18 protein-coding genes and 1 pseudogene are annotated in these 17,803 nt (G+C 71.3%); 11 read left to right on the plus strand and 8 right to left on the minus strand.

The window, feature by feature from the left end; genetic code table 11:
- Positions 1 to 50 precede the first annotated feature (50 nt).
- Positions 51 to 269 carry a hypothetical protein gene (locus OGL88_RS01375; RefSeq protein WP_205463379.1) on the plus strand — a complete coding sequence of 73 codons (219 nt, stop codon included), beginning with the start codon at positions 51 to 53 and terminating at the stop codon, positions 267 to 269.
- A 93-nt stretch (positions 270 to 362) separates the two neighbouring features.
- Here OGL88_RS01375 and OGL88_RS01380 read toward each other — a convergent pair whose 3' ends face one another.
- From OGL88_RS01380 to OGL88_RS01400, 5 genes and pseudogenes are all read right to left on the minus strand, one after another.
- Positions 363 to 890 (minus strand): GNAT family N-acetyltransferase, encoded by a 528-nt coding sequence (locus OGL88_RS01380; protein ID WP_263055077.1) that lies wholly within the window; start codon positions 888 to 890, stop codon positions 363 to 365.
- A gap of 22 nt (positions 891 to 912) precedes the next feature.
- The gene (locus tag OGL88_RS01385; protein WP_263055076.1) at positions 913 to 1,851 is read right to left on the minus strand and encodes an aldo/keto reductase; all 939 of its coding nucleotides are present in this window, start codon (positions 1,849 to 1,851) and stop codon (positions 913 to 915) included.
- Positions 1,852 to 1,925: 74 nt separating this feature from the next.
- A complete protein-coding gene (locus OGL88_RS01390; protein WP_263089346.1) occupies positions 1,926 to 2,255 on the minus strand; it encodes an SDR family NAD(P)-dependent oxidoreductase in 330 nt (109 codons plus the stop codon).
- Positions 2,256 to 2,314: 59 nt separating this feature from the next.
- Positions 2,315 to 2,443, minus strand: a pseudogene (locus OGL88_RS01395) (SDR family NAD(P)-dependent oxidoreductase); the annotation flags it as partial.
- A 29-nt stretch (positions 2,444 to 2,472) separates the two neighbouring features.
- Complete coding sequence (locus OGL88_RS01400) at positions 2,473 to 2,739, minus strand: SDR family NAD(P)-dependent oxidoreductase (RefSeq protein WP_263055074.1); 267 nt, start codon at positions 2,737 to 2,739, stop codon at positions 2,473 to 2,475.
- A gap of 35 nt (positions 2,740 to 2,774) precedes the next feature.
- Between OGL88_RS01400 and OGL88_RS01405 the strand changes: the two genes are divergently transcribed.
- Positions 2,775 to 3,584 (plus strand): putative RNA methyltransferase, encoded by an 810-nt coding sequence (locus tag OGL88_RS01405; protein WP_263055073.1) that lies wholly within the window; start codon positions 2,775 to 2,777, stop codon positions 3,582 to 3,584.
- Positions 3,585 to 3,597: 13 nt separating this feature from the next.
- Here OGL88_RS01405 and OGL88_RS01410 read toward each other — a convergent pair whose 3' ends face one another.
- Complete coding sequence (locus OGL88_RS01410; RefSeq protein WP_263055072.1) at positions 3,598 to 4,131, minus strand: hypothetical protein; 534 nt, start codon at positions 4,129 to 4,131, stop codon at positions 3,598 to 3,600.
- A gap of 96 nt (positions 4,132 to 4,227) precedes the next feature.
- Positions 4,228 to 4,647 (minus strand): VOC family protein, encoded by a 420-nt coding sequence (locus OGL88_RS01415; protein ID WP_263055071.1) that lies wholly within the window; start codon positions 4,645 to 4,647, stop codon positions 4,228 to 4,230.
- Between the two features lie 62 nt (positions 4,648 to 4,709).
- On the opposite strand from OGL88_RS01415, the gene OGL88_RS01420 reads away from it, so the two are divergent.
- A complete protein-coding gene (locus OGL88_RS01420) occupies positions 4,710 to 5,657 on the plus strand; it encodes a helix-turn-helix transcriptional regulator (protein WP_263055070.1) in 948 nt (315 codons plus the stop codon).
- A 19-nt stretch (positions 5,658 to 5,676) separates the two neighbouring features.
- On the opposite strand, the gene OGL88_RS01425 is transcribed toward OGL88_RS01420, so the two are convergent.
- Entirely contained in the window at positions 5,677 to 6,027 is a 351-nt protein-coding gene (locus tag OGL88_RS01425; protein WP_263089347.1) for a hypothetical protein, read from the minus strand.
- A gap of 93 nt (positions 6,028 to 6,120) precedes the next feature.
- Here OGL88_RS01425 and OGL88_RS01430 point away from each other — a divergent pair, with 93 nt between their 5' ends.
- The 8 genes from OGL88_RS01430 to OGL88_RS01465 all read left to right on the plus strand — a co-directional run bounded on the left by OGL88_RS01430 (position 6,121) and on the right by OGL88_RS01465 (position 17,800).
- Positions 6,121 to 6,291, plus strand: a complete 171-nt coding sequence (locus tag OGL88_RS01430) for a hypothetical protein (protein WP_181437361.1) — start codon at positions 6,121 to 6,123, stop codon at positions 6,289 to 6,291.
- The gene (locus tag OGL88_RS01435; protein WP_017887940.1) at positions 6,288 to 6,377 is read left to right on the plus strand and encodes a potassium-transporting ATPase subunit F; all 90 of its coding nucleotides are present in this window, start codon (positions 6,288 to 6,290) and stop codon (positions 6,375 to 6,377) included. Before OGL88_RS01430 ends, OGL88_RS01435 begins: the two co-directional genes overlap by 4 nt.
- Positions 6,377 to 8,065 (plus strand): potassium-transporting ATPase subunit KdpA, encoded by a 1,689-nt coding sequence (kdpA, locus tag OGL88_RS01440; RefSeq protein ID WP_263055068.1) that lies wholly within the window; start codon positions 6,377 to 6,379, stop codon positions 8,063 to 8,065. The genes OGL88_RS01435 and kdpA overlap by 1 nt, the downstream gene beginning before the upstream one ends.
- Positions 8,062 to 10,155, plus strand: coding sequence for a potassium-transporting ATPase subunit KdpB (gene kdpB / locus OGL88_RS01445; protein ID WP_263055067.1), 2,094 nt, complete (start codon positions 8,062 to 8,064; stop codon positions 10,153 to 10,155). Before kdpA ends, kdpB begins: the two co-directional genes overlap by 4 nt.
- A gap of 2 nt (positions 10,156 to 10,157) precedes the next feature.
- Positions 10,158 to 10,763, plus strand: a complete 606-nt coding sequence (gene kdpC / locus OGL88_RS01450; RefSeq protein ID WP_263055066.1) for a potassium-transporting ATPase subunit KdpC — start codon at positions 10,158 to 10,160, stop codon at positions 10,761 to 10,763.
- Positions 10,764 to 10,889: 126 nt separating this feature from the next.
- The gene (locus OGL88_RS01455; RefSeq protein ID WP_263055065.1) at positions 10,890 to 13,382 is read left to right on the plus strand and encodes an ATP-binding protein; all 2,493 of its coding nucleotides are present in this window, start codon (positions 10,890 to 10,892) and stop codon (positions 13,380 to 13,382) included.
- A complete protein-coding gene (locus OGL88_RS01460; protein WP_263055064.1) occupies positions 13,379 to 14,059 on the plus strand; it encodes a response regulator in 681 nt (226 codons plus the stop codon). The genes OGL88_RS01455 and OGL88_RS01460 overlap by 4 nt, the downstream gene beginning before the upstream one ends.
- A 252-nt stretch (positions 14,060 to 14,311) precedes the next feature.
- Complete coding sequence (locus OGL88_RS01465) at positions 14,312 to 17,800, plus strand: SdrD B-like domain-containing protein (protein ID WP_263089348.1); 3,489 nt, start codon at positions 14,312 to 14,314, stop codon at positions 17,798 to 17,800.
- The last annotated feature ends 3 nt before the right edge of the window (positions 17,801 to 17,803 follow it).

Raw genomic sequence — 17,803 nt, forward strand, 5'->3', positions numbered from 1 at the left:
TGATCGGAGCTTCTGCGGCGGTTCAGAGGCGTCACTCAAGGTCGCCCGGCATGCTCGTCGGCATGTCGATCGCGAACTCGTGGGACCCGTCTGGTGGCCGTGCAATCCCGGAGGACCAGGTCCGCGAGGACGGGCTGGAGCTCGACGAGGACCCGGCGATGCTCGGGATCTCCTTCGACGTCGTCGGTGGCGCCTCCGCCGACCCCGCCGCGGTGTCCCCGGTCGACGTGCGCGTCCCGACGGCGCGGTCTGCTGACTCCGCCGACTGAGGCGTACCTGGTCGAATCGGGCGTACCTGGTCGGAAGTTTCGACCAGGTACGCCCGAAACCGTCTTCCATCGCGCGCGTTCTGGGAAAGAACGTCAGCGCGCGGAAGAGTCTGGGACGCGGTACTTGAAGCCGACGTGCGATCCGGTGAACCCGAGGCGCTCGTAGAACCGGTGCGCGTCCGTGCGGGCGGCGTCCGATGTGAGCTGCACGAGCGGGGTTCCGAGCTCCGGTGCTGCGACGTCTGTCACCCACCGCATCATCGCGCTGCCGATGCCGCCGGAGCGGAGCGCGCTGCTCACGCGCACGGCCTCGACGAGCAGCCGGGTTGCTCCTCGACGAGCCATGCCCGGGATCCGGGTGAGCTGCAGCGTGCCGACGAGTCGACCGCCCTCGTCCTCGGCGACCAGCAGCGCGTTCGCTGGGTCGTCGGTGATCGCTCGGAGGGCCGCGGCGTACTGCGGACGGTCTTCCGGGGCGGCGACGTCCCCGCGGGCCGCACTGATCGGGTCGTCGGACAACAGCGCCATCAGGGCGTCGAGGTCGTCGTCGGCCGCGTTCCGCACCACCACCGATCCGGCGTGGGCAGACAAGCGGACGGGCAGGGTGAGGTCGGGGAGCACGACCCCACCCTGCCCGATGGACTCACGGAACGGTGTGCCCCGCGGCGGTGAAGATCCGGTACCACTCCTCGCGGGACAGCTCGACGTCCGAGCCGGCCGCCGAGTCGCGCACGCGCTGCGGGTTCGTCGTGCCGAGGACGACCTGGAAGTGCGCGGGGTGCCGGGTGATCCAGGCGACGGCGATGCCCGTCGGGGTGACCCCGTGCGCGGCGGCGATCTCCTCGAGGGCGTCGTTCAGGTCGGCGTACTGCTCGCGGTCGCCGAGGAAGACGCCGTCGAAGAAGCCCTTCTGGAACGGCGACCATGCCTGCAGCGTGATGTCGTTGATCCGCGAGTAGTTGAGGATGTCGTTGTCGCGGGAGATCGACTGGTCGAGGCCACCCATGTTCGCCGTGAGGCCCTGCGAGATGACGTTGGCGTGCGTGATGCTGAGCTGCACTTGGTTGAAGGCGAGCGGCTGCTGGACGTGCTTCTTGAGCAGGTCCACCTGACCGGGGGTGTGGTTCGAGACCCCGAAGTGGTGCACCTTGCCGGCGGCGTGCAGCTCGTCGAAGGCCTTCGCGACCTCTTCCGGCTCCACCAGGGCGTCGGGGCGGTGCAGGAGCAGGACGTCGACGTGGTCGGTCTGCAGCGCGGTGAGCGATTCCTCGACCGACTCGAGGATGTGCTCGTACGAGAAGTCGAAGTACGCACCCTTCGGCGTCGGTCGGATGCCGACCTTGGTCTGCAGCACGATCTCGGCACGCTCCGTCGGCGACAGCGTCACGGCGGAACCGAACCGCTCTTCGCAGCCGTGCCACTCGCCGTACACCGCGGCGTGGTCGAACATGTTCACGCCCGCGTCGCGCGAGGCGCTGTAGAGCGCGCGGATGTCCTCGTCGCTCATGTCGTTGATCCGCATCAGTCCGACGACGACGTCGGATGCGGTGAGGTCCGTCTGTGGCAACTCCAGTGTCTTCACACCGTCGATCCTGCCAGCCGGACCCCGGCGCAGGCAGGCCCTGCCAGTACCCCAGGCCGGCGCATCAGACACCCTCAGTGGACGGAGAACCCGCCGTCGACCGCGATCGACTGCCCGGTGACGTAGGCCGACCCGGGGCCGGCGAGGAACACCGCCGCCGCGGCGAAGTCCGACGCCAGGCCGTTCCGGCCGACCAGCGTCCGCGCCGCGAGGGCGGACACCGCCGCCGGGTCGGAACCGAGCCGCTCGTTGAGCGGGGTGCGCACGAAACCGGGGACGAGGACGTTGGAGGTGACCCCCTGCGCGGACCAGGCCTCCGCTTGGGACCGGGCCAGTGCCTCTCCCCACCGGCACGGCCGGCCCGCCGCTGGCGCGTCGGTCCGGAACCGGCGGCGGGGCCCCAACCGGCCTTGGAGACCCCGTACGCGCCACTCGCGGCGAACGGACGGTGCGCCTGCTGCGAGCTGATGCTGATGATCCGGCCGTGGCCACGCGCTGCCATGCCGGGCGCGAGCCGCTGCCCGAGCACGAAGGGTGCGTCGAGGTTCACGGCCATCGTGGCGTCCCAGGTGTCCTCGTCGAGATCGGCCATCGGCGGCCGGAGGTTGATCCCGGCGGAGTTCACGAGGACGTCGACGTCCCAACCGCGTCGGCGAGTGCGTGGGCTCCGGCGCGCGAGGACAGGTCCGCGACGACGCCGTCGGCCGAGCCACCCGCCTGCCGGATCGCGGCGACGGTGGAGTCGATGGTCGCACCCGTCCGAGCCGCTACCAGCACGTGTGCTCCGGCGTCCGCCAGGGCGACCGCGATGGCCTGCCCGATACCAGAACTGCCTCCCGTCACCAGGGCGGTGCGTCCGTCGAGACCGAAGAGCTGCTGCAGCGACATCCGGCCAGGCGAGCGAGGCCCCGTACGCTGGGCCGGTGCGTGACGACCTGCTGCCGATGCTCGCCTGCCCCGTGTGCGCCGAGCCCCTCGGCCGGGTCGACGGCCAGGTCGGCTGCGCGACCGGACACCGGTTCGACGAGGCCAGGCAGGGGCACCTGACGCTCCTGCCGGCGAAGCGTCGCGCGCTCACGGCGGACACCCCGGAGATGGTCGACGCCCGGCTACGGTTCCTGGGGCGCGGGCACTACGCGCCCGTCGAGCGGGCGCTCGCCGAGGTCGTCGCCGAGGCGACGGCACCCGGCATCGTGCTCGACGTCGGCTCCGGTCCGGGGACGTACCTGGCGCATGCGCTGCGCGCGGCGGACGCGAGGCTCGGGGTTGCGCTGGACCTGTCGGCGATTGCGATCCGACGGGCGGCCCGCGTCCACGAACGTGCCGGAGCCGTCGTCGGGGACGTGACCGAGCGCCTCCCGGTCGTCGACGACGCTGCCGCCGTCGTCCTCGACGTCTTCGCACCGCGCAACCAGACCGAGTACGCGCGCGTCCTGCACCCCGACGGGGTGCTGGTCGTCGTGACCCCGCGCACCGGACACCTGGCGGAGCTGGCCGAGGCGACGATCTCTGTCGATCCGGAGAAGGAGCGGCGGCTGCACGACTCGCTCACACCGTCGTTCGACCTGCTGTCCTCCGAGGACCTGACGTGGACGATGGACCTCTCCGCCGAGGACGTCCACGATGTCGTGCACATGGGGCCGAGCCACCACCACGTCGCTCCGGAGCAGGTGTTCGCGCCGACGAGCGTGACCGCGACCGTGATGGTCAGTACGTGGAGCCGCTCGGGCTGATCCTCCGACCGGGTCAGCGCTCGCCCACGTCCCGCGGACTGTCTTGTTCGGCCCGCCGACGGGCGGTGTGGGCTCGCCCGCGAACACGGTCGACGGCCATCCCGGTCCGGGCGAGCAGGAGGACGGCGCCTACGCTCCCGGCTCCGATCGGCGTCACGAACAGCCCGAGGTCGATCCCGGGCATCCGCCACCAGTCGATCGACCACGCGGCGACGAGTGCGAACCCGAGCAGGAGCGCGCCCGTCCACCACCACCGCCCGGGGACCCGGACGGTACCGAGCCCGGCGAGCAGGAGGAGCGCCCAGCACCCCTCCGGCGCGAAGGACCGCGGGTCGTTCGTGCCGCAGGTGGACACCGCGCACTCCCACTCGACCTGGTCGGCCACGCCCGCGTACCAGCGGAACAGCAGGACGGCCGCGACGGCGGCGAGGAGCGCGACCGGCGGGCCGACCCAGCGCCACACGCGGCCGAACCGGGAGCGGCGCCGACGAGCAGCCACCCACCCTTCGCCGAGCTCGTAGCCGGGCATCGGACGGAACTCGGGCATGCCAGCACGCTAGCGGCGGCCGGTTTCCGTGGGGAAGTGGTTCACAAACGTCCGAGCGTCGGTGCGGCGCAGGCCCTTCCCGGCCGCACCGCCGCGTCACTCGGTCGGAGCCGCGACGTCGAGCTGCCAGACCACACCGAAGCGGTCACGCAGCTGCCCGGCCAATGGTGCCCAGGCCGAGGGTTCCAGGGGCTGTCGGACCTCGGCGCCCTCGGACAGTGCGGCCCAGTACCGTTCGATCTCGGCGGAGTCGTCGCCGTGCACGAACACGTAGAAGGCGTTCGATCCCTGGTCGTAGGGCTGTCCGGGCCAGACGTCGAACGCCATGACCCGGAACCCGGCGTCGGTGGAGACCTGGCCGAAGACGACGCGGTCCGTCCAGGCGGGATCGTCCAGGGCGCCCATCTGCCCGTAGGTGGCGGCGGTGACATCGCCGCCGAAGACCGTTGCGTAGAAGTCGAGGGCCTCGCGGGCGGTGCCGTCGAAGTTGAGGTGGGTTGTCGTTTCGATGCTCATGGAACGAGGATGACCGTCGATGCGGTCAGATCGTGTCCGCTTCTTCGGCGAGGATGATCGACATGTCCGGACCCTCCTCGCGCATGCTCACGCTGCTGTCACTGTTGCAGGTGCACCGCGACTGGCCGGGCGACGAGCTCGCCGGACGCCTCGAGGTCAGCCCTCGCACGGTCCGCCGCGACGTCGACCGCCTCCGCGAGCTTGGGTACCGGGTCGAGGCGCTGCGCGGTCCCGCCGGTGGGTACCGGCTCGCAGCGGGTTCGGACCTGCCGCCCCTGCTGTTCGACGACGACCAGGCCGTGGCGATCGCCCTGGCACTCGCCGTCGCGCCCGCGTCGGGCGCGGACATCGCCGAGTCGGCTGCCCGAGCACTGGCGACGGTCCGGCAGGTGATGCCCGCGCGGCTCCGGTCACGGGTCGACGCGGTGCAGGCCGTGACCGCGACGAGCCGGACCACGACCGACCCGGACGTCCTGGTGGCGGTGAGCGAGGTCGTCCACCTGCGCGAGGTGTTCCGCTTCGGGTACGGCGAGAACGAGACCCCGCACCGCGTCGAACCCCACGCCGTGATCGCGCGGAACGGCCGCTGGTACCTGCTCGACTGGGACCTCGACCGCGACGACTGGAGCACCCACCGCATCGACCGGATCACGCCGCGGATGCGCACGCGCGTGCCGTTCACGCCCCGACCGGTGCCCGGTGGCGACCCCGTGGCCTTCGTGTCGGCGCGGTTCAAGGGATCGGCGCGGGCCGACGTGTGGCCGTGCGTCGGTTCGGTCACCATGACGGCCGCCGACGCACGGACGATCGGGCCCTACCTGCCCGAGGACGCCGTCGTCGAACCCCTGTCCGACGAGCGGAGCCGGGTGACGCTCGGCTCGTGGTCCTGGCCGGGTCTCGCCGGAGCGTTCGCCGCGTTCGCGGTGGACTTCGTCGTCGAGGGCCCCGAGGACCTCGCCTGCTCGGTCCGCGCGCTGTCCGCACGACTCAGCGCCTCGGCCGCGGACTGAGCACGGACCCGTTCGGGCCTCAGACCGAGGTGTCGACGAGCGCGCTACCCGGCCCGAACAGCATCGCGATCGGTGCCAGCAGGACGACCACGGCGCAGCAGACGGCCAACGCCGCGCGCTTCCGCCCGCGCCCGCGCGACCACCCCACCAGTGCGAGGACGAGCGCCGCGATCGCGGCCAGCCACGGCACGAACGCCAGGGGAACGGCCCAGAACCACAGCAGGAGTTGTCGCTGCTCGCCGAAGAGCCAGAGCGGCCCGAAGACGACCGCCCACAGCGCGCCGATCGACACCACGGCTGTGGCGAGCAGGCTCCCGGCGACGGTGGACGCCCTCGTGCCCGGGCGGGTCGGGGGAGCGGGGATCACCATGGTCCGATCGTAGGACGGCGAGCGCGTGTTAGCGGGGCGCATGCGTCCGCCAGGGCGGCGTGAGGAAACCGTTAGGAGCGGCCTGGAGGCCCGGTGCAGGACCCAGCATCGGTCTCGGCACCACACGTGGTGCCGTCCGCGTCGCCCGGCGCGGACACCGCAGACCTTCTGGAGTCCCTCGTGTTCGACGTGTTCGTCGTCGCCGGTGTCCTCGCCGTGTTCGGCGTGGTGGCACTGATCGCCAAGGGGGTGGAACGGCTGTGATCGGCATCACCATCGCGGCCGCCGTCCTCGGCATCGCCGCAGTCGTGTACCTCGTCTGGGCGCTCGTGCGTCCGGAGCGGTTCTGATGGGCGCGGGCACCGCGGACGTCTGGGCGGGGATCGTCCAGGTCGCCACGCTGGTCCTGCTGCTCGTCGTCGCCTACCGGCCGCTCGGCGACTGGATGGCCCGGGTCTTCACACCCGTCCGGCACAACCGGGTCGAGCGTGGGGTCTACCGGCTGATCGGGGTCGACCCGGACGCCGAGCAGTCGTGGCCCGTGTACCTGCGCGGCGTGCTGCTCTTCAGCGTCGTCGGCCTCCTGCTCGTCTACCTGCTGCAGCGCATCCAGGTCGTCCTGCCCGGCGACCTCGGGCTGCCCGCCGTGGGCCCGTCGCTCGCGTTCAACACCGCGGCGTCGTTCGTCGCGAACACGAACTGGCAGTCGTACTCACCCGAGGTCACCGTCGGGTACAGCGTGCAGATGGCCGGCCTCGCGGTGCAGAACTTCCTGTCCGCAGCCGTCGGCCTCGCCGTCGCCGTGGCACTGGTGCGCGGGTTCGCCCGGCGCAAGTCCGGCACGCTCGGCAACGTGTGGGTCGACGTCGTCCGCGGCGTCGGTCGACTGCTGCTGCCCGGTGCGTTCGTCTTCGCGATCGTGCTCGTCGCCGGCGGCGTCATCCAGTCGTGGGGGAGCGGCACCGACGTCACCACGCTGGTCGGCGGCACGCAGCACCTGCCCGACGGGTTCGTGGCGTCGCAGGAGGCGATCAAGGAACTCGGCACGAACGGCGGCGGCTACTTCAACGCCAACTCGGCGCACCCGTTCGAGAACCCGCAGGCGTGGACGAACCTGGTCGAGGTCTTCCTGATGCTCGTCATCCCGTTCTCCCTGCCGCGCACCTTCGGCCGGATGGTCGGCGACGACCGCCAGGGCTACGCGATCCTCGCCGTGATGGGCGCGATCTTCCTCGTGTCCCTGTCGGTGATGTCGATCGCCGAGCTCGGTGGCGGCGGACTCGCCACGCACGCAGCCGGCGCCGCGATGGAGGGCAAGGAGACCCGGTTCGGGATCCTCGGCACCACGTTGTTCGGCACGACGTCGACCGCGACGTCGACCGGTGCGGTGAACGGCATGTTCGACAGCTTCACCCCGATCGGCGGGATGATGGCGATGCTCAACATGATGCTCGGCGAGGTCACCCCGGGCGGCGTCGGTTCCGGCCTGTACGGCATGCTCGTGCTCGCCGTCATCACGGTGTTCATCGGCGGCCTGCTCGTCGGCCGGACCCCGGAGTACCTCGGCAAGAAGATCCGCGCGAAGGAGATGACCTTCGCGGCGCTGTACATCCTGGTCACGCCGACCCTCGTGCTCCTCGCCACCGGACTGTCCCTGGTCATCCCCGGCGTCCGCGAACAGGTGCTCGGCACGTCGATCTTCAACCCCGGCAACCACGGGCTGTCCGAGTTGCTCTACGCCTTCACCTCGGGTGCGAACAACAACGGGTCGGCCTTCGGCGGGCTCACCGCGAACACCACGTGGATGAACTCCGCGCTCGGCGTCGTGATGCTGCTCGGCCGCTTCGTGCCGATGGTGTTCGTCCTGGCGCTCGCCGGGTCGCTCGCCGCCCAGGACCGCGTGCCCGAGACCGCCGGCACCCTGCCCACCCACCGCCCGCTGTTCATCGGGCTGCTCGGCGGCGTCGCCGTCATCGTCACCGCACTCACCTACTTCCCGGTGCTCGCACTGGGCCCGCTCGCAGAAGGACTGTCATGACCGTGACCACCGAGCCGGAACCGCGCACCGCAGTGGAGCCGGCCACCCGCTCGTCCGCATTCGGGCCCCGCCAACTGGTGGCGGGCCTCCCGGGAGCCCTGCGGAAACTCGATCCGCGACTGATGTGGCGGAACCCCGTCATGTTCATCGTCGAGGTCGGCGCAGCGCTGACGACGGCCGCCGCCGTCGTCGAACCGTCCGCGTTCACCATCGCCATCGCGGTGTGGCTCTGGCTCACCGTCGTCTTCGCGAACCTGGCGGAGTCGGTCGCCGAGGGGCGGGGCAAGGCGCAGGCCGACACGCTGCGGAAGACCCGCTCGACCACGAGCGCCCGCCGGGTGCTCGGCTACGACCCGGTCGACGCAGCGGCGACCGGCAACGTGACCGAGGAGGTCGCGTCGGTCGACCTGGCCAAGGGTGACGTGGTCGTGGTCGTCGCAGGCGAGGTGATCCCGGGCGACGGCGACGTCGTCGACGGCATCGCGTCGGTCGACGAGTCAGCCGTCACCGGTGAGTCCGCGCCCGTCATCCGCGAGTCCGGCGGCGACCGCAGTGCGGTCACCGGCGGCACCCGGGTGCTGTCCGACCGGATCATCGTGCGCATCACCTCGACCCCTGGTGAGACCTTCATCGACCGGATGATCCGTCTGGTCGAGGGTGCTGCCCGGCAGAAGACGCCGAACGAGATCGCGCTGAACATCCTGCTCGCCTCGCTGTCGATCGTCTTCGTGATCGTCTGCCTGACGATGCAGCCCATCGCGGGACTCGTCGGTGCGACCGTCAGCGTGCCGGTGCTCATCGCCCTGCTCGTCTGCCTCATCCCGACCACCATCGGCGCCCTGCTCTCCGCGATCGGCATCGCCGGCATGGACCGGCTCGTGCAGCACAACGTGCTGGCGATGTCGGGTCGCGCGGTCGAGGCCGCCGGTGACATCACCACCCTGCTGCTCGACAAGACCGGCACCATCACGTACGGCAACCGCCGGGCGTCCCGCGTGGTGCCGGTGCCGGGTGTGAGCGAGGCCTCGCTGATGGAGGCGGCAGCCCTGTCGAGCGCTGCGGACTCGACGCCCGAAGGTCGTTCGATCGTGTCGCTCGCTGCTGACGCCGGGGTGACGCCGGCCCTGCCGGACGGGGCCGTCGAGGTGCCGTTCACGGCGCAGACGCGCATGTCGGGTCTCGACCTGCCGGACGGGTCGCAGATCCGGAAGGGCGCCGCTGCTGCAGTGCTCGCCTGGGCCGACACCCCCGACGCCGGTTTGGTCGCCGCGATCGACTCCACCGTCGCCGAGATCTCCGACCAGGGCGGGACCCCGCTCGTCGTCGGTCGCCGCTCCTCGGACGGCGCGGTCACGTTGCTCGGCGTCGTGCACCTGAAGGACGTCGTCAAGGACGGCATGGCGTCACGGTTCGCCGAGCTCCGGTCGATGGGCATCCGCACGGTGATGATCACCGGCGACAACCCCCGGACCGCGGCCGCGATCGCGCACGAGGCCGGCGTCGACGACTTCCTCGCCGAGGCCACCCCGGAGGACAAGCTCGCGTACATCAAGCGCGAACAGGAGGGCGGCAACCTCGTCGCGATGACCGGCGACGGCACCAACGACGCCCCCGCCCTGGCGCAGGCGGACGTCGGCGTCGCGATGAACACCGGCACGACGGCGGCGAAGGAGGCGGGCAACATGGTCGACCTCGACTCCGACCCGACCAAGCTCATCGACGTCGTCCGCATCGGCAAGCAGCTGCTCATCACCCGCGGGGCCCTGACCACCTTCTCCATCGCCAACGACGTCGCGAAGTACTTCGCGATCATCCCGGCGATGTTCCAGGCGGCGTTCCCCGGGCTCGCGGCCCTGAACATCATGGGGCTGCACAGCCCGTCGTCCGCGATCCTGTCGGCCGTCGTCTTCAACGCGCTCGTCATCGTGGCGCTCATCCCGCTGTCCCTGCGCGGCGTCAAGTACCGCGCCGCCGCAGCGTCGTCGATCCTCGGCCGCAACCTGCTCGTCTACGGGCTCGGCGGCGTGATCGTCCCCTTCATCGGCATCAAACTGATCGACCTCGTGGTCGGTCTCATCCCGGGGTTCTAGTCATGGCATCTGCACGTTCCACCGTCCGTTCCGCTGGTGTGGCCATCCGCCTCACCCTGCTCGCAACCGTCGTGCTCGGCGTCGGCTACCCGCTCGCCGTCTGGGGGGTCGGCCAGGGGGTGTTCCACGAGCAGGCCAACGGTTCTATGGTCACCTCGTCCGACGGCAAGGTCGTCGGGTCGTCGCTGGTCGGGCAGTCGTTCGACGGGAAGTCCGCCGACGAGTGGTTCCAGTCGCGGCCGAGCGCCGCGGGTGAGAAGGGCTACGACGCGAACGCGTCCAGTGGCTCGAACCTCGGCCCGAACAACTCCGACTTGCTCAAGGCCGTCAAGGAGCGGCAGCAGGCGGTCGCGAAGGCCGACGGCGTGCCCGTGTCCGAGGTCCCGGCCGACGCCGTGACGGCCTCGGGCTCGGGTCTCGACCCGGACATCAGCCCCGAGTACGCGCTGCAGCAAGTGCAGCGGGTGGCCTCGGCGCGGGGCATGTCGGCCGACGACGTGCGGGCGCTCGTGACGGAGCACACCGAGTCGCGGCAGCTCGGGTTCCTCGGGGAACCCGTGGTGAACGTGCTCGAGCTGAACCTGGCCCTGGCGAAGTCGTCCTCGTGATCGATCGCACCCCGCGGTGGTCATCGCGCCCCGACTCACCGGGGCGCGATGACCACACGAGGGCGCGATCCCGCCCTGCGCCCGGCTTCGCACCTGCTGCGGAACTCGACGCGAGAGGATGAGCACGTGAAGCGCGGCAAGCTACGGGTCCTGCTCGGTGCCGCACCGGGTGTCGGCAAGACGTTCACCATGCTCGAGGAGGGCCGCCGGCTGCTCGACGAGGGCCGGGACGTCGTCGTCGCCGTGGTCGAGACGCACGAACGCGCCGCCACCGCCGCGCTCGTCGACGGCCTCGAGGTCATCCCGCGCCGCACCGTCTCGCACCGCGGTGTCGACCTGGACGACCTCGATCTCGACGCCGTCATCGCCCGGGCACCCGAGGTCGCCCTCGTCGACGAACTCGCGCACACGAACGCTCCCGGCAGTGCGAACGAGAAGCGCTGGCAGGACGTCGAAGCGCTGCGCGACGCCGGGATCGACGTCATCTCGACGGTGAACGTGCAGCACATGCAGTCCCTCGGCGACGTGGTCCGCGAGATCACCGGCACCGTGCAGCGCGAGACCGTCCCCGACGCCGTCGTGCGTGCGGCCGACCAGATCGAGGTCGTCGACCTGGCGCCGGCTGCCCTGCGCGAGCGGCTCTCCGACGGACTCGTGTACCCAGCGGCCCGCATCGACGCGGCGCTGTCCAACTACTTCCGGCTCGGCAACCTCACCGCGCTGCGCGAGATCGCCCTGCTCTGGTTGGCCGACGAGGTCGACGACGCGCTCAAGGCCTACCGTGCCGAGCACGGCATCGAGCACCGCTGGGAGACGCGCGAGCGGGTGCTCGTCGCCCTGACCGGCGGGCCCGAGGGCGAGACCCTGCTGCGCCGCGGGGCCCGCATCGCTGCCCGCAGTGCCGGGGGCGAACTCGCGGCCGTGCACGTGACGACGAACGACGGCCTGCGCGAGCGGCACCCGGGGGCGCTCGGTGCCCAGCGCACCCTGCTCGAACAGCTCGGCGGGACGTACCACCAGGTGGTCGGCGACGACGTGCCGTCGACCCTCGTGCGGTTCGCGCGGTCGATCGACGCGACCCAGATCGTCATCGGCGTCAGCCGTCGCAGTCGGCTCGCCGCGGCCCTGACCGGCCCGGGCATCGGCAACACCGTGATCCGTGAGTCCGGCGACATCGACGTGCACGTCGTCACGCACGAGCGCGCCGGTGGTGGCTTCGCCCTGCCGAAGCTCGGCGGCAGTCTGTCCCGCGGACGGGTCCTCGCCGCGTTCGTACTCTCGGTCCTGGTCGGGCCCCTGCTCACCTGGGTCCTGTCGATCGGCAGCGACCCCGACGCCATCACCGTGGACGTCCTGGCGTACCAGTTGCTGGTGCTCGTCGTGGCGCTCGTCGGCGGGATGTGGCCAGCGGTGTTCACCGCGGTGCTGTCCGGACTGAGCCTCGACTTCTTCTTCGTCCAACCCCTGCACATGGTCACGGTGCAGCAGCCGTGGCACCTCTTCGCCCTCGTCATGTACGTCATCAGCGCCGTGCTCGTCAGCTTCGTGGTCGACCGGTCCGCCAGACGTTCGCGTGCTGCCCGTCGCGCCGCGGCGGAGTCCGGCCTGTTGATGGGGATCGCCGGCAGCGTCCTCCGTGGCGACGACGCCCTGCAGGCCCTGCTCGACCGCACCCGCGAGGCCTTCGGGTTTGCCGGCGTCCGGATCCGGCAGGGGAACGAGGAACCCGCCACGTCGGGGACGTTCGGCGAGACGCCGGACGCGGCCACGAGCCTCCCGTCCGGCGCCGTGCTCGAGTTCGCGGGCGCTGCGGACGACCCGACCCAGCGCCGGTTGCTGCGTGTCGTCGAGCAGCAGCTCGACGCCGCGGTCGAACACCGCTCGTTGACGCGCACCGCGTTGGACGCGGAGCGGATCGCGGCGGCGGACCGCGTCCGCAGCGCGATCCTCGCGGCCGTCGGCCACGACGTGCGTCGGCCGATCGCGGCCGCCTCGGCCGCCGTCCAGTCGTTGCGTGCGCTGGACGTCGACCTGTCCAGGGCCGACCGGGAGGCACTGCTCGCGACCGCCGACGAGAGCCTCGGTCAGCTGGCGGTGCTGTTGGCTGACCTGTTGGACGTCAGCCGGGTGCAGGCGGGTGTGCTCGCGGTCGCGTCCGGGCCGCTGGCCCTCGACACGGTGGTCGCCCCCGCGCTCGACGAGCTCGAGCTCGGGCCCGACGACGTCGACCTCGACCTGCCGGCCGACCTGCCGCCGGTGCTCGCCGACCCGGTCCTGCTGCAGCGGGTCGTCGTGAACCTGCTCGCGAACGCCGTCCGCTACGCTCCCGACGGCACCCGTGTGCGCGTCGCGGCGAGCGCCTTCGGCGGCGGGGTCGAGCTCCGGATCGCCGACCACGGTCCGGGTATCCCGTCGGACCGGGTCGACGAGGTCTTCCAGCCGTTCCAGCGCCTCGGCGACACCGACAACGAGACGGGCCTCGGGCTCGGTCTCGCACTCGCGCGGGGCTTCACCGAGGGCATGGGCGGCACGATCGAGGTCGATGACACCCCGGGTGGTGGGCTCACCGTCGTGGTGCGGCTGCCGATCGCCGGGCACGTGGGAGTGGAGCTCCGGTGAAGGTCCTGATCGCGGACGACGACGCGCAACTGGTCCGGGCCCTCTCCGTCACGCTCGCCGCCCGCGGGTACGAGGTCGTGACGGCGAAGGACGGCCGTGCGGCGATCGACGCCGTCATCACCGAACGGCCCGACCTGGTGCTGCTCGACCTGGGCATGCCCCGGCTCGACGGCATCGGGGTGCTCGAGGGCATCCGGGGGTGGTCGCAGGTCCCGGTGCTCGTGCTGTCCGGACGGACCGACTCGTCCGACAAGGTCGACGCACTCGACGCCGGCGCGGACGACTACGTGACGAAGCCGTTCCAGATGGACGAGCTGCTGGCGCGGTTGCGGGCTCTCGGGCGACGCCGTGCCCCGGCCGGTGTCGACAGCGCGCCGACGATCCGGATCGGCGACCTCGTCGTGGACCTCGTCGCGAAGCAGGTCACCCCGGCCAGCGGTCCCGCGATCCGGCTGACCCCGACCGAGTGGCGCCTGCTCGAGGTGCTCGTCACGAACCCCGACCGGCTGATGACCCGCGAGATGCTCCTGACCGAGGTGTGGGGGCCTTCACACGGCAACGACTCCGGGTACCTGCGGCTGTACATGGCGCAGCTGCGGCGGAAGCTCGAACCGGACCCGGCGCATCCGCGCTACCTGCTCACCGAGTCCGGCATGGGCTACCGCTTCGCGCCGTGAGGGCGATGCCCGCTGAGCTGCTCTCGCAGTTCGTGATGGTCAGCGTCGTCGAGCCATCGCTCGACCGTCGGTACCCGTTGTCGCGGTCGCGCCGGGTCACGCCCGCGAAGTGAACGGAGCGAGTTCCGAGCAGACCTTGGCGGTCGCAATGTGTTGCGTGTGAGATATCGCACTCATATGATCCTGAGCGGGGGCTGATCTGCTCCCTCGAATCGGCAGCCGATTCCGGCGTCGACGAAGACTTGGAGTCACATGCGATCCCGCAGTCCTGCACGCACGGCCCTCGCGATGTCGGCCGCACTCGGCATCGTCCCCGGACTCGTGTTCGCCGCAGTCCCGGCCCAGGCAGTCGGAGGGGACAGCACGGCCGCCGCCGAACGCCCCGCGGGCACGGTCGACAGCACCGTCGCCGTCGCCGTCGACGTCCTCACGGACGGGAACGGCCCCTTCACACCGGACGCGGTGCCGGGTGGTGACACCGGTTCGAAGAACGGAACCGTCCGGACGATGGACGCGATCACCTACCGCGTCTCCTTGAACTCGAACGACGGCAGCAGCACCAACGAGCGGTTCACCGCCACCGCACCGAGCGGGACGACCTGGGCCGGCGTGCCGAGCCGCTGCACGGGTGCCGGCTCGGCGATCGCCGGCGCGGAGCTGCTCTGCAACATCGGGACACTCACCGAGGGCAACACCGTCTTCGTGCCCATCGTCCTCAACGTCTCCGGCGACATGCGGAACGGGGACGCGATCAGCGTGCCCGTCACGGCCACCGCCGACGGCGCTGAGAACGGCTCCGTCGGCGCCACGTCCGACACCGTCACCGTCTCGGCCGCGGCCCGCTACAACCTGAGCAAGGACGTCCACGCAAGTCGGCTCATCACCGACGCCGTCGGCCCGGACGGCTCGCCGGGCCTGCAGGTCACGTACCCGATCGCCGTCGACTGGCAGCCCCTGGTCGCTGGTCAGGGCCTGCTCGGGTTCGAGAAGAGCGCAGGGCCGATGACGTTCACGGACGACCTGTCGAAGATCCTGGGCGATCTGCCCTCCGGTGCCGTGCTCTGGAACGCGGGGCGCCCGGTCTGCGGACACAACACGAGCGGACCCGGCGTCCTGCCGGGCCTGCCCGCAGGAGCCGGCGGGGGCGCGACCGGGGTCGTCGACTCCGGCCGCATCACCTGCGTGCAGGACGCCCCGGGGAGCGCTGTGGAGGTCACGATCACCGGGACCATCACCGACCCGACCCAGTTCCCGACCAAGAACGTCGACGGCGGCCCCGTCGTGGGCGGCGACAGGAACTACGTCGTGTCCGGCTACATCAGCCTGTGGATGCCGAACCCACCGACCGGCACGAGCGTCGATTCCGTGAACACCTTCACGCCGCTCCGGACGACCTCGATCAGCGGTGCGCAGAACTACCCCGGCGGCACCGAACCCACCTCGGACAACAGTGCAGCGCGCACCATCACGGAGTACGGCTCCGGAGGGATCTCCAAGCAGCTCTACCGCGTGACGAACGACACGGGCGACGTCATCCCTGGTTCGGCCAAGGCCGGTGAGCCCTGGCACACCCCTGGTGACGCGGTACGCAGCGACATCGGCATGTGGAACGACGGTCTCACCCCGTACGAGAACGCGATCCTGTGCGACACGTTCGACCGCAGCACCCAGCGCCTCACGCAGGTGGACGGGCAGTACAGCTGGGTCTCCGGCATGACGGGTGACGTGAAGGTGCAGTACGCGGCGTACGAGATGTCGAGCCCGGCGGCCGGGCAGCGCCAGGCGACCTGTGAGGACGATGCGGGCCCGTGGTTCGAGGATCCGGCTGACGTTCCCGGCGGCATCGACGCGATCGGCGCCGTCCGTGCCGTCGGCGACGTGCCCGGCGGGAGCACCGGGGCGCTCTACAGCTTCACGGAACTCCAGGACGCTGCGGACGGCACACGGGCGTACGACTTCGGTCACGGGTGGTTCGGCGATCGAGATCCGCGCTGGCAGCACGACACCTGGTCCGACGCCGACCTCGGGGCCGGCCCCCTGTCGGACAGTGTGCTGATCACCGAGAACCTGGCGCGCATCCAGAAGAAGGTCGTCGATCCCGGGCACGACGCCGGCGACACCCCCAACGAGACCAGCTTCGCCCTCGCCGGCGACACCGTCGACTACGCCCTGTACCCGTCGCTCACGAACGGGAAGGCCAGCGGCAGAGCGTCCACGGTCACCGTCCGCGATGTCCTGCCGCACCTCACGCGCTACGTGCCCGACAGCGCGTCCGTCACCCCGGAGATCGACACCACGACGGACGAGCGCGGCAGGGACGTCCAGCGACTCACCTGGACGTTCGACACGGAGCCGAACCAGCAGGTCGCGCCGATCACCTACCGGGTCCAGATCTCCGAGCTCTTCCCCCCGGGCGCGATCACGAACGTCGCCGGCATCGACTCGCCGACCGACAGGTCTCCGACCGATCTCCGCACCGCCGCGCGTGCCCTCCAGATCGTCAACACCGGCGGCGTCGGGGTCGAGAAGACCGCCGTCGAGCCGGTCGTCATCACCGGCGACCGCCTCGAGTGGACCCTCGGGTACACGAACATCGACGCCACCCCGATCGACGGCATCGACGTCATCGACGTCATCCCCCACCGCGGGGATGCCGGCCGCTCGACCTTCCACGGAACGTCCGGCCTCGCCGAGGTCGTCACGGTGGACGCTGCTGCCGGCGAGCGGGCGCTGTACACCAGCCGTGCCCCGCGGGACGTCGTCAACGACGCCGCCGACCCGTCCAACGCACCCGGTGGCGCGACCAGGTGGTGCACGGAGGCCGAGCTCGGTGCCGTCGGCTGCCCGACCGACCTGGCTGACGTGACCGCCTTCCGCATCCAACGCTCGGCCCCGGTCGGTGTCGGCGAGACGGTGACGCACGAGGTCGCGGTCGCCACCGACGGCCAGCAGGACGGCGACACGCACACCAACCGCTTCGGCCTCCGCGCGTCGAACCTGGCGCTCCCCGTGCAGTCCAACCCGGCCACCATCACCGTCGTCGCTGGCTCGATCGGCGATCTGGTGTGGTCCGACGATGACCGCGACGGCCTGCAGGACGACGACGAACCCGGTGTCCCCGGTGCGACTGTCCACCTCGCCGGCATCGACGACACGGGCGCCGCCGTGGACCAGCGCACCACCACGAACGCTGCGGGCGCGTACGCGTTCGACGGGCTGCGCCCGGGCACCTACACCGTGCGCTGGACCGCGGTCGACGGCCGCGACTTCACGACGGCGCTGGTCGGCGACGACCGGTCGGTCGACTCCGATGCTGCCGGTGACGGCACCACCCGCGCGATCACGATCGCGACGTCGGAGTCCGCCGAGGGCAGGATCGAGGGGGTCGAGCAGGACCGCACCATCGACGCCGGACTCCTGCCGGCTCCGGAGGGACCGGTGGAACCGCCGGTGGGCCCGGAGGAACCCGAGGGGCCGGGGGTTCCCGGAGACCCGGAGGGCCCCGGGGACACGGGAGGCGATGCTGCTCCCGAGGTGCCGCCAGGTCCTGCGGACTCGGGGAGCCCCGTGGGTGCGGATCGTGGGGCGGCAGCCTCCGCGACGGGCTCGGAGGGTGCGCTCGCGTTCACCGGAGCCGCGGGGCTCAGCCTGATCGCCGGTGCCGCCGCCCTGCTCCTCGTCCTGGGGGCAGCGGTGCTGGGGTTCCGCCGTCACCGCGCAGACCACGTGCCCGAGGAATGAGCA

Origin of the sequence: Curtobacterium sp. RIT-PI-V, from assembly GCF_025642935.1 — a bacterium.
In the GTDB taxonomy this organism is placed as follows: Bacteria; Actinomycetota; Actinomycetes; order Actinomycetales; family Microbacteriaceae; genus Curtobacterium.

Excerpts from the sequence above, each read along its gene's own strand:
- kdpC (WP_263055066.1), top strand. The coding sequence starts at position 10,158 with ATGGCATCTGCACGTTCCACCGTCCGTTCCGCTGGTGTGGCCATCCGC.
- OGL88_RS01420 (WP_263055070.1), top strand. The coding sequence starts at position 4,710 with ATGTCCGGACCCTCCTCGCGCATGCTCACGCTGCTGTCACTGTTGCAG.
- OGL88_RS01400 (WP_263055074.1), bottom strand. The coding sequence starts at position 2,739 with ATGTCGCTGCAGCAGCTCTTCGGTCTCGACGGACGCACCGCCCTGGTG.
- OGL88_RS01425 (WP_263089347.1), bottom strand. The coding sequence starts at position 6,027 with ATGGTGATCCCCGCTCCCCCGACCCGCCCGGGCACGAGGGCGTCCACC.
- kdpB (WP_263055067.1), top strand. The coding sequence starts at position 8,062 with ATGACCGTGACCACCGAGCCGGAACCGCGCACCGCAGTGGAGCCGGCC.
- OGL88_RS01465 (WP_263089348.1), top strand. The coding sequence starts at position 14,312 with ATGCGATCCCGCAGTCCTGCACGCACGGCCCTCGCGATGTCGGCCGCA.
- kdpA (WP_263055068.1), top strand. The coding sequence starts at position 6,377 with ATGGGCGCGGGCACCGCGGACGTCTGGGCGGGGATCGTCCAGGTCGCC.
- OGL88_RS01375 (WP_205463379.1), top strand. The coding sequence starts at position 51 with ATGCTCGTCGGCATGTCGATCGCGAACTCGTGGGACCCGTCTGGTGGC.
- OGL88_RS01410 (WP_263055072.1), bottom strand. The coding sequence starts at position 4,131 with ATGCCCGAGTTCCGTCCGATGCCCGGCTACGAGCTCGGCGAAGGGTGG.
- OGL88_RS01415 (WP_263055071.1), bottom strand. The coding sequence starts at position 4,647 with ATGAGCATCGAAACGACAACCCACCTCAACTTCGACGGCACCGCCCGC.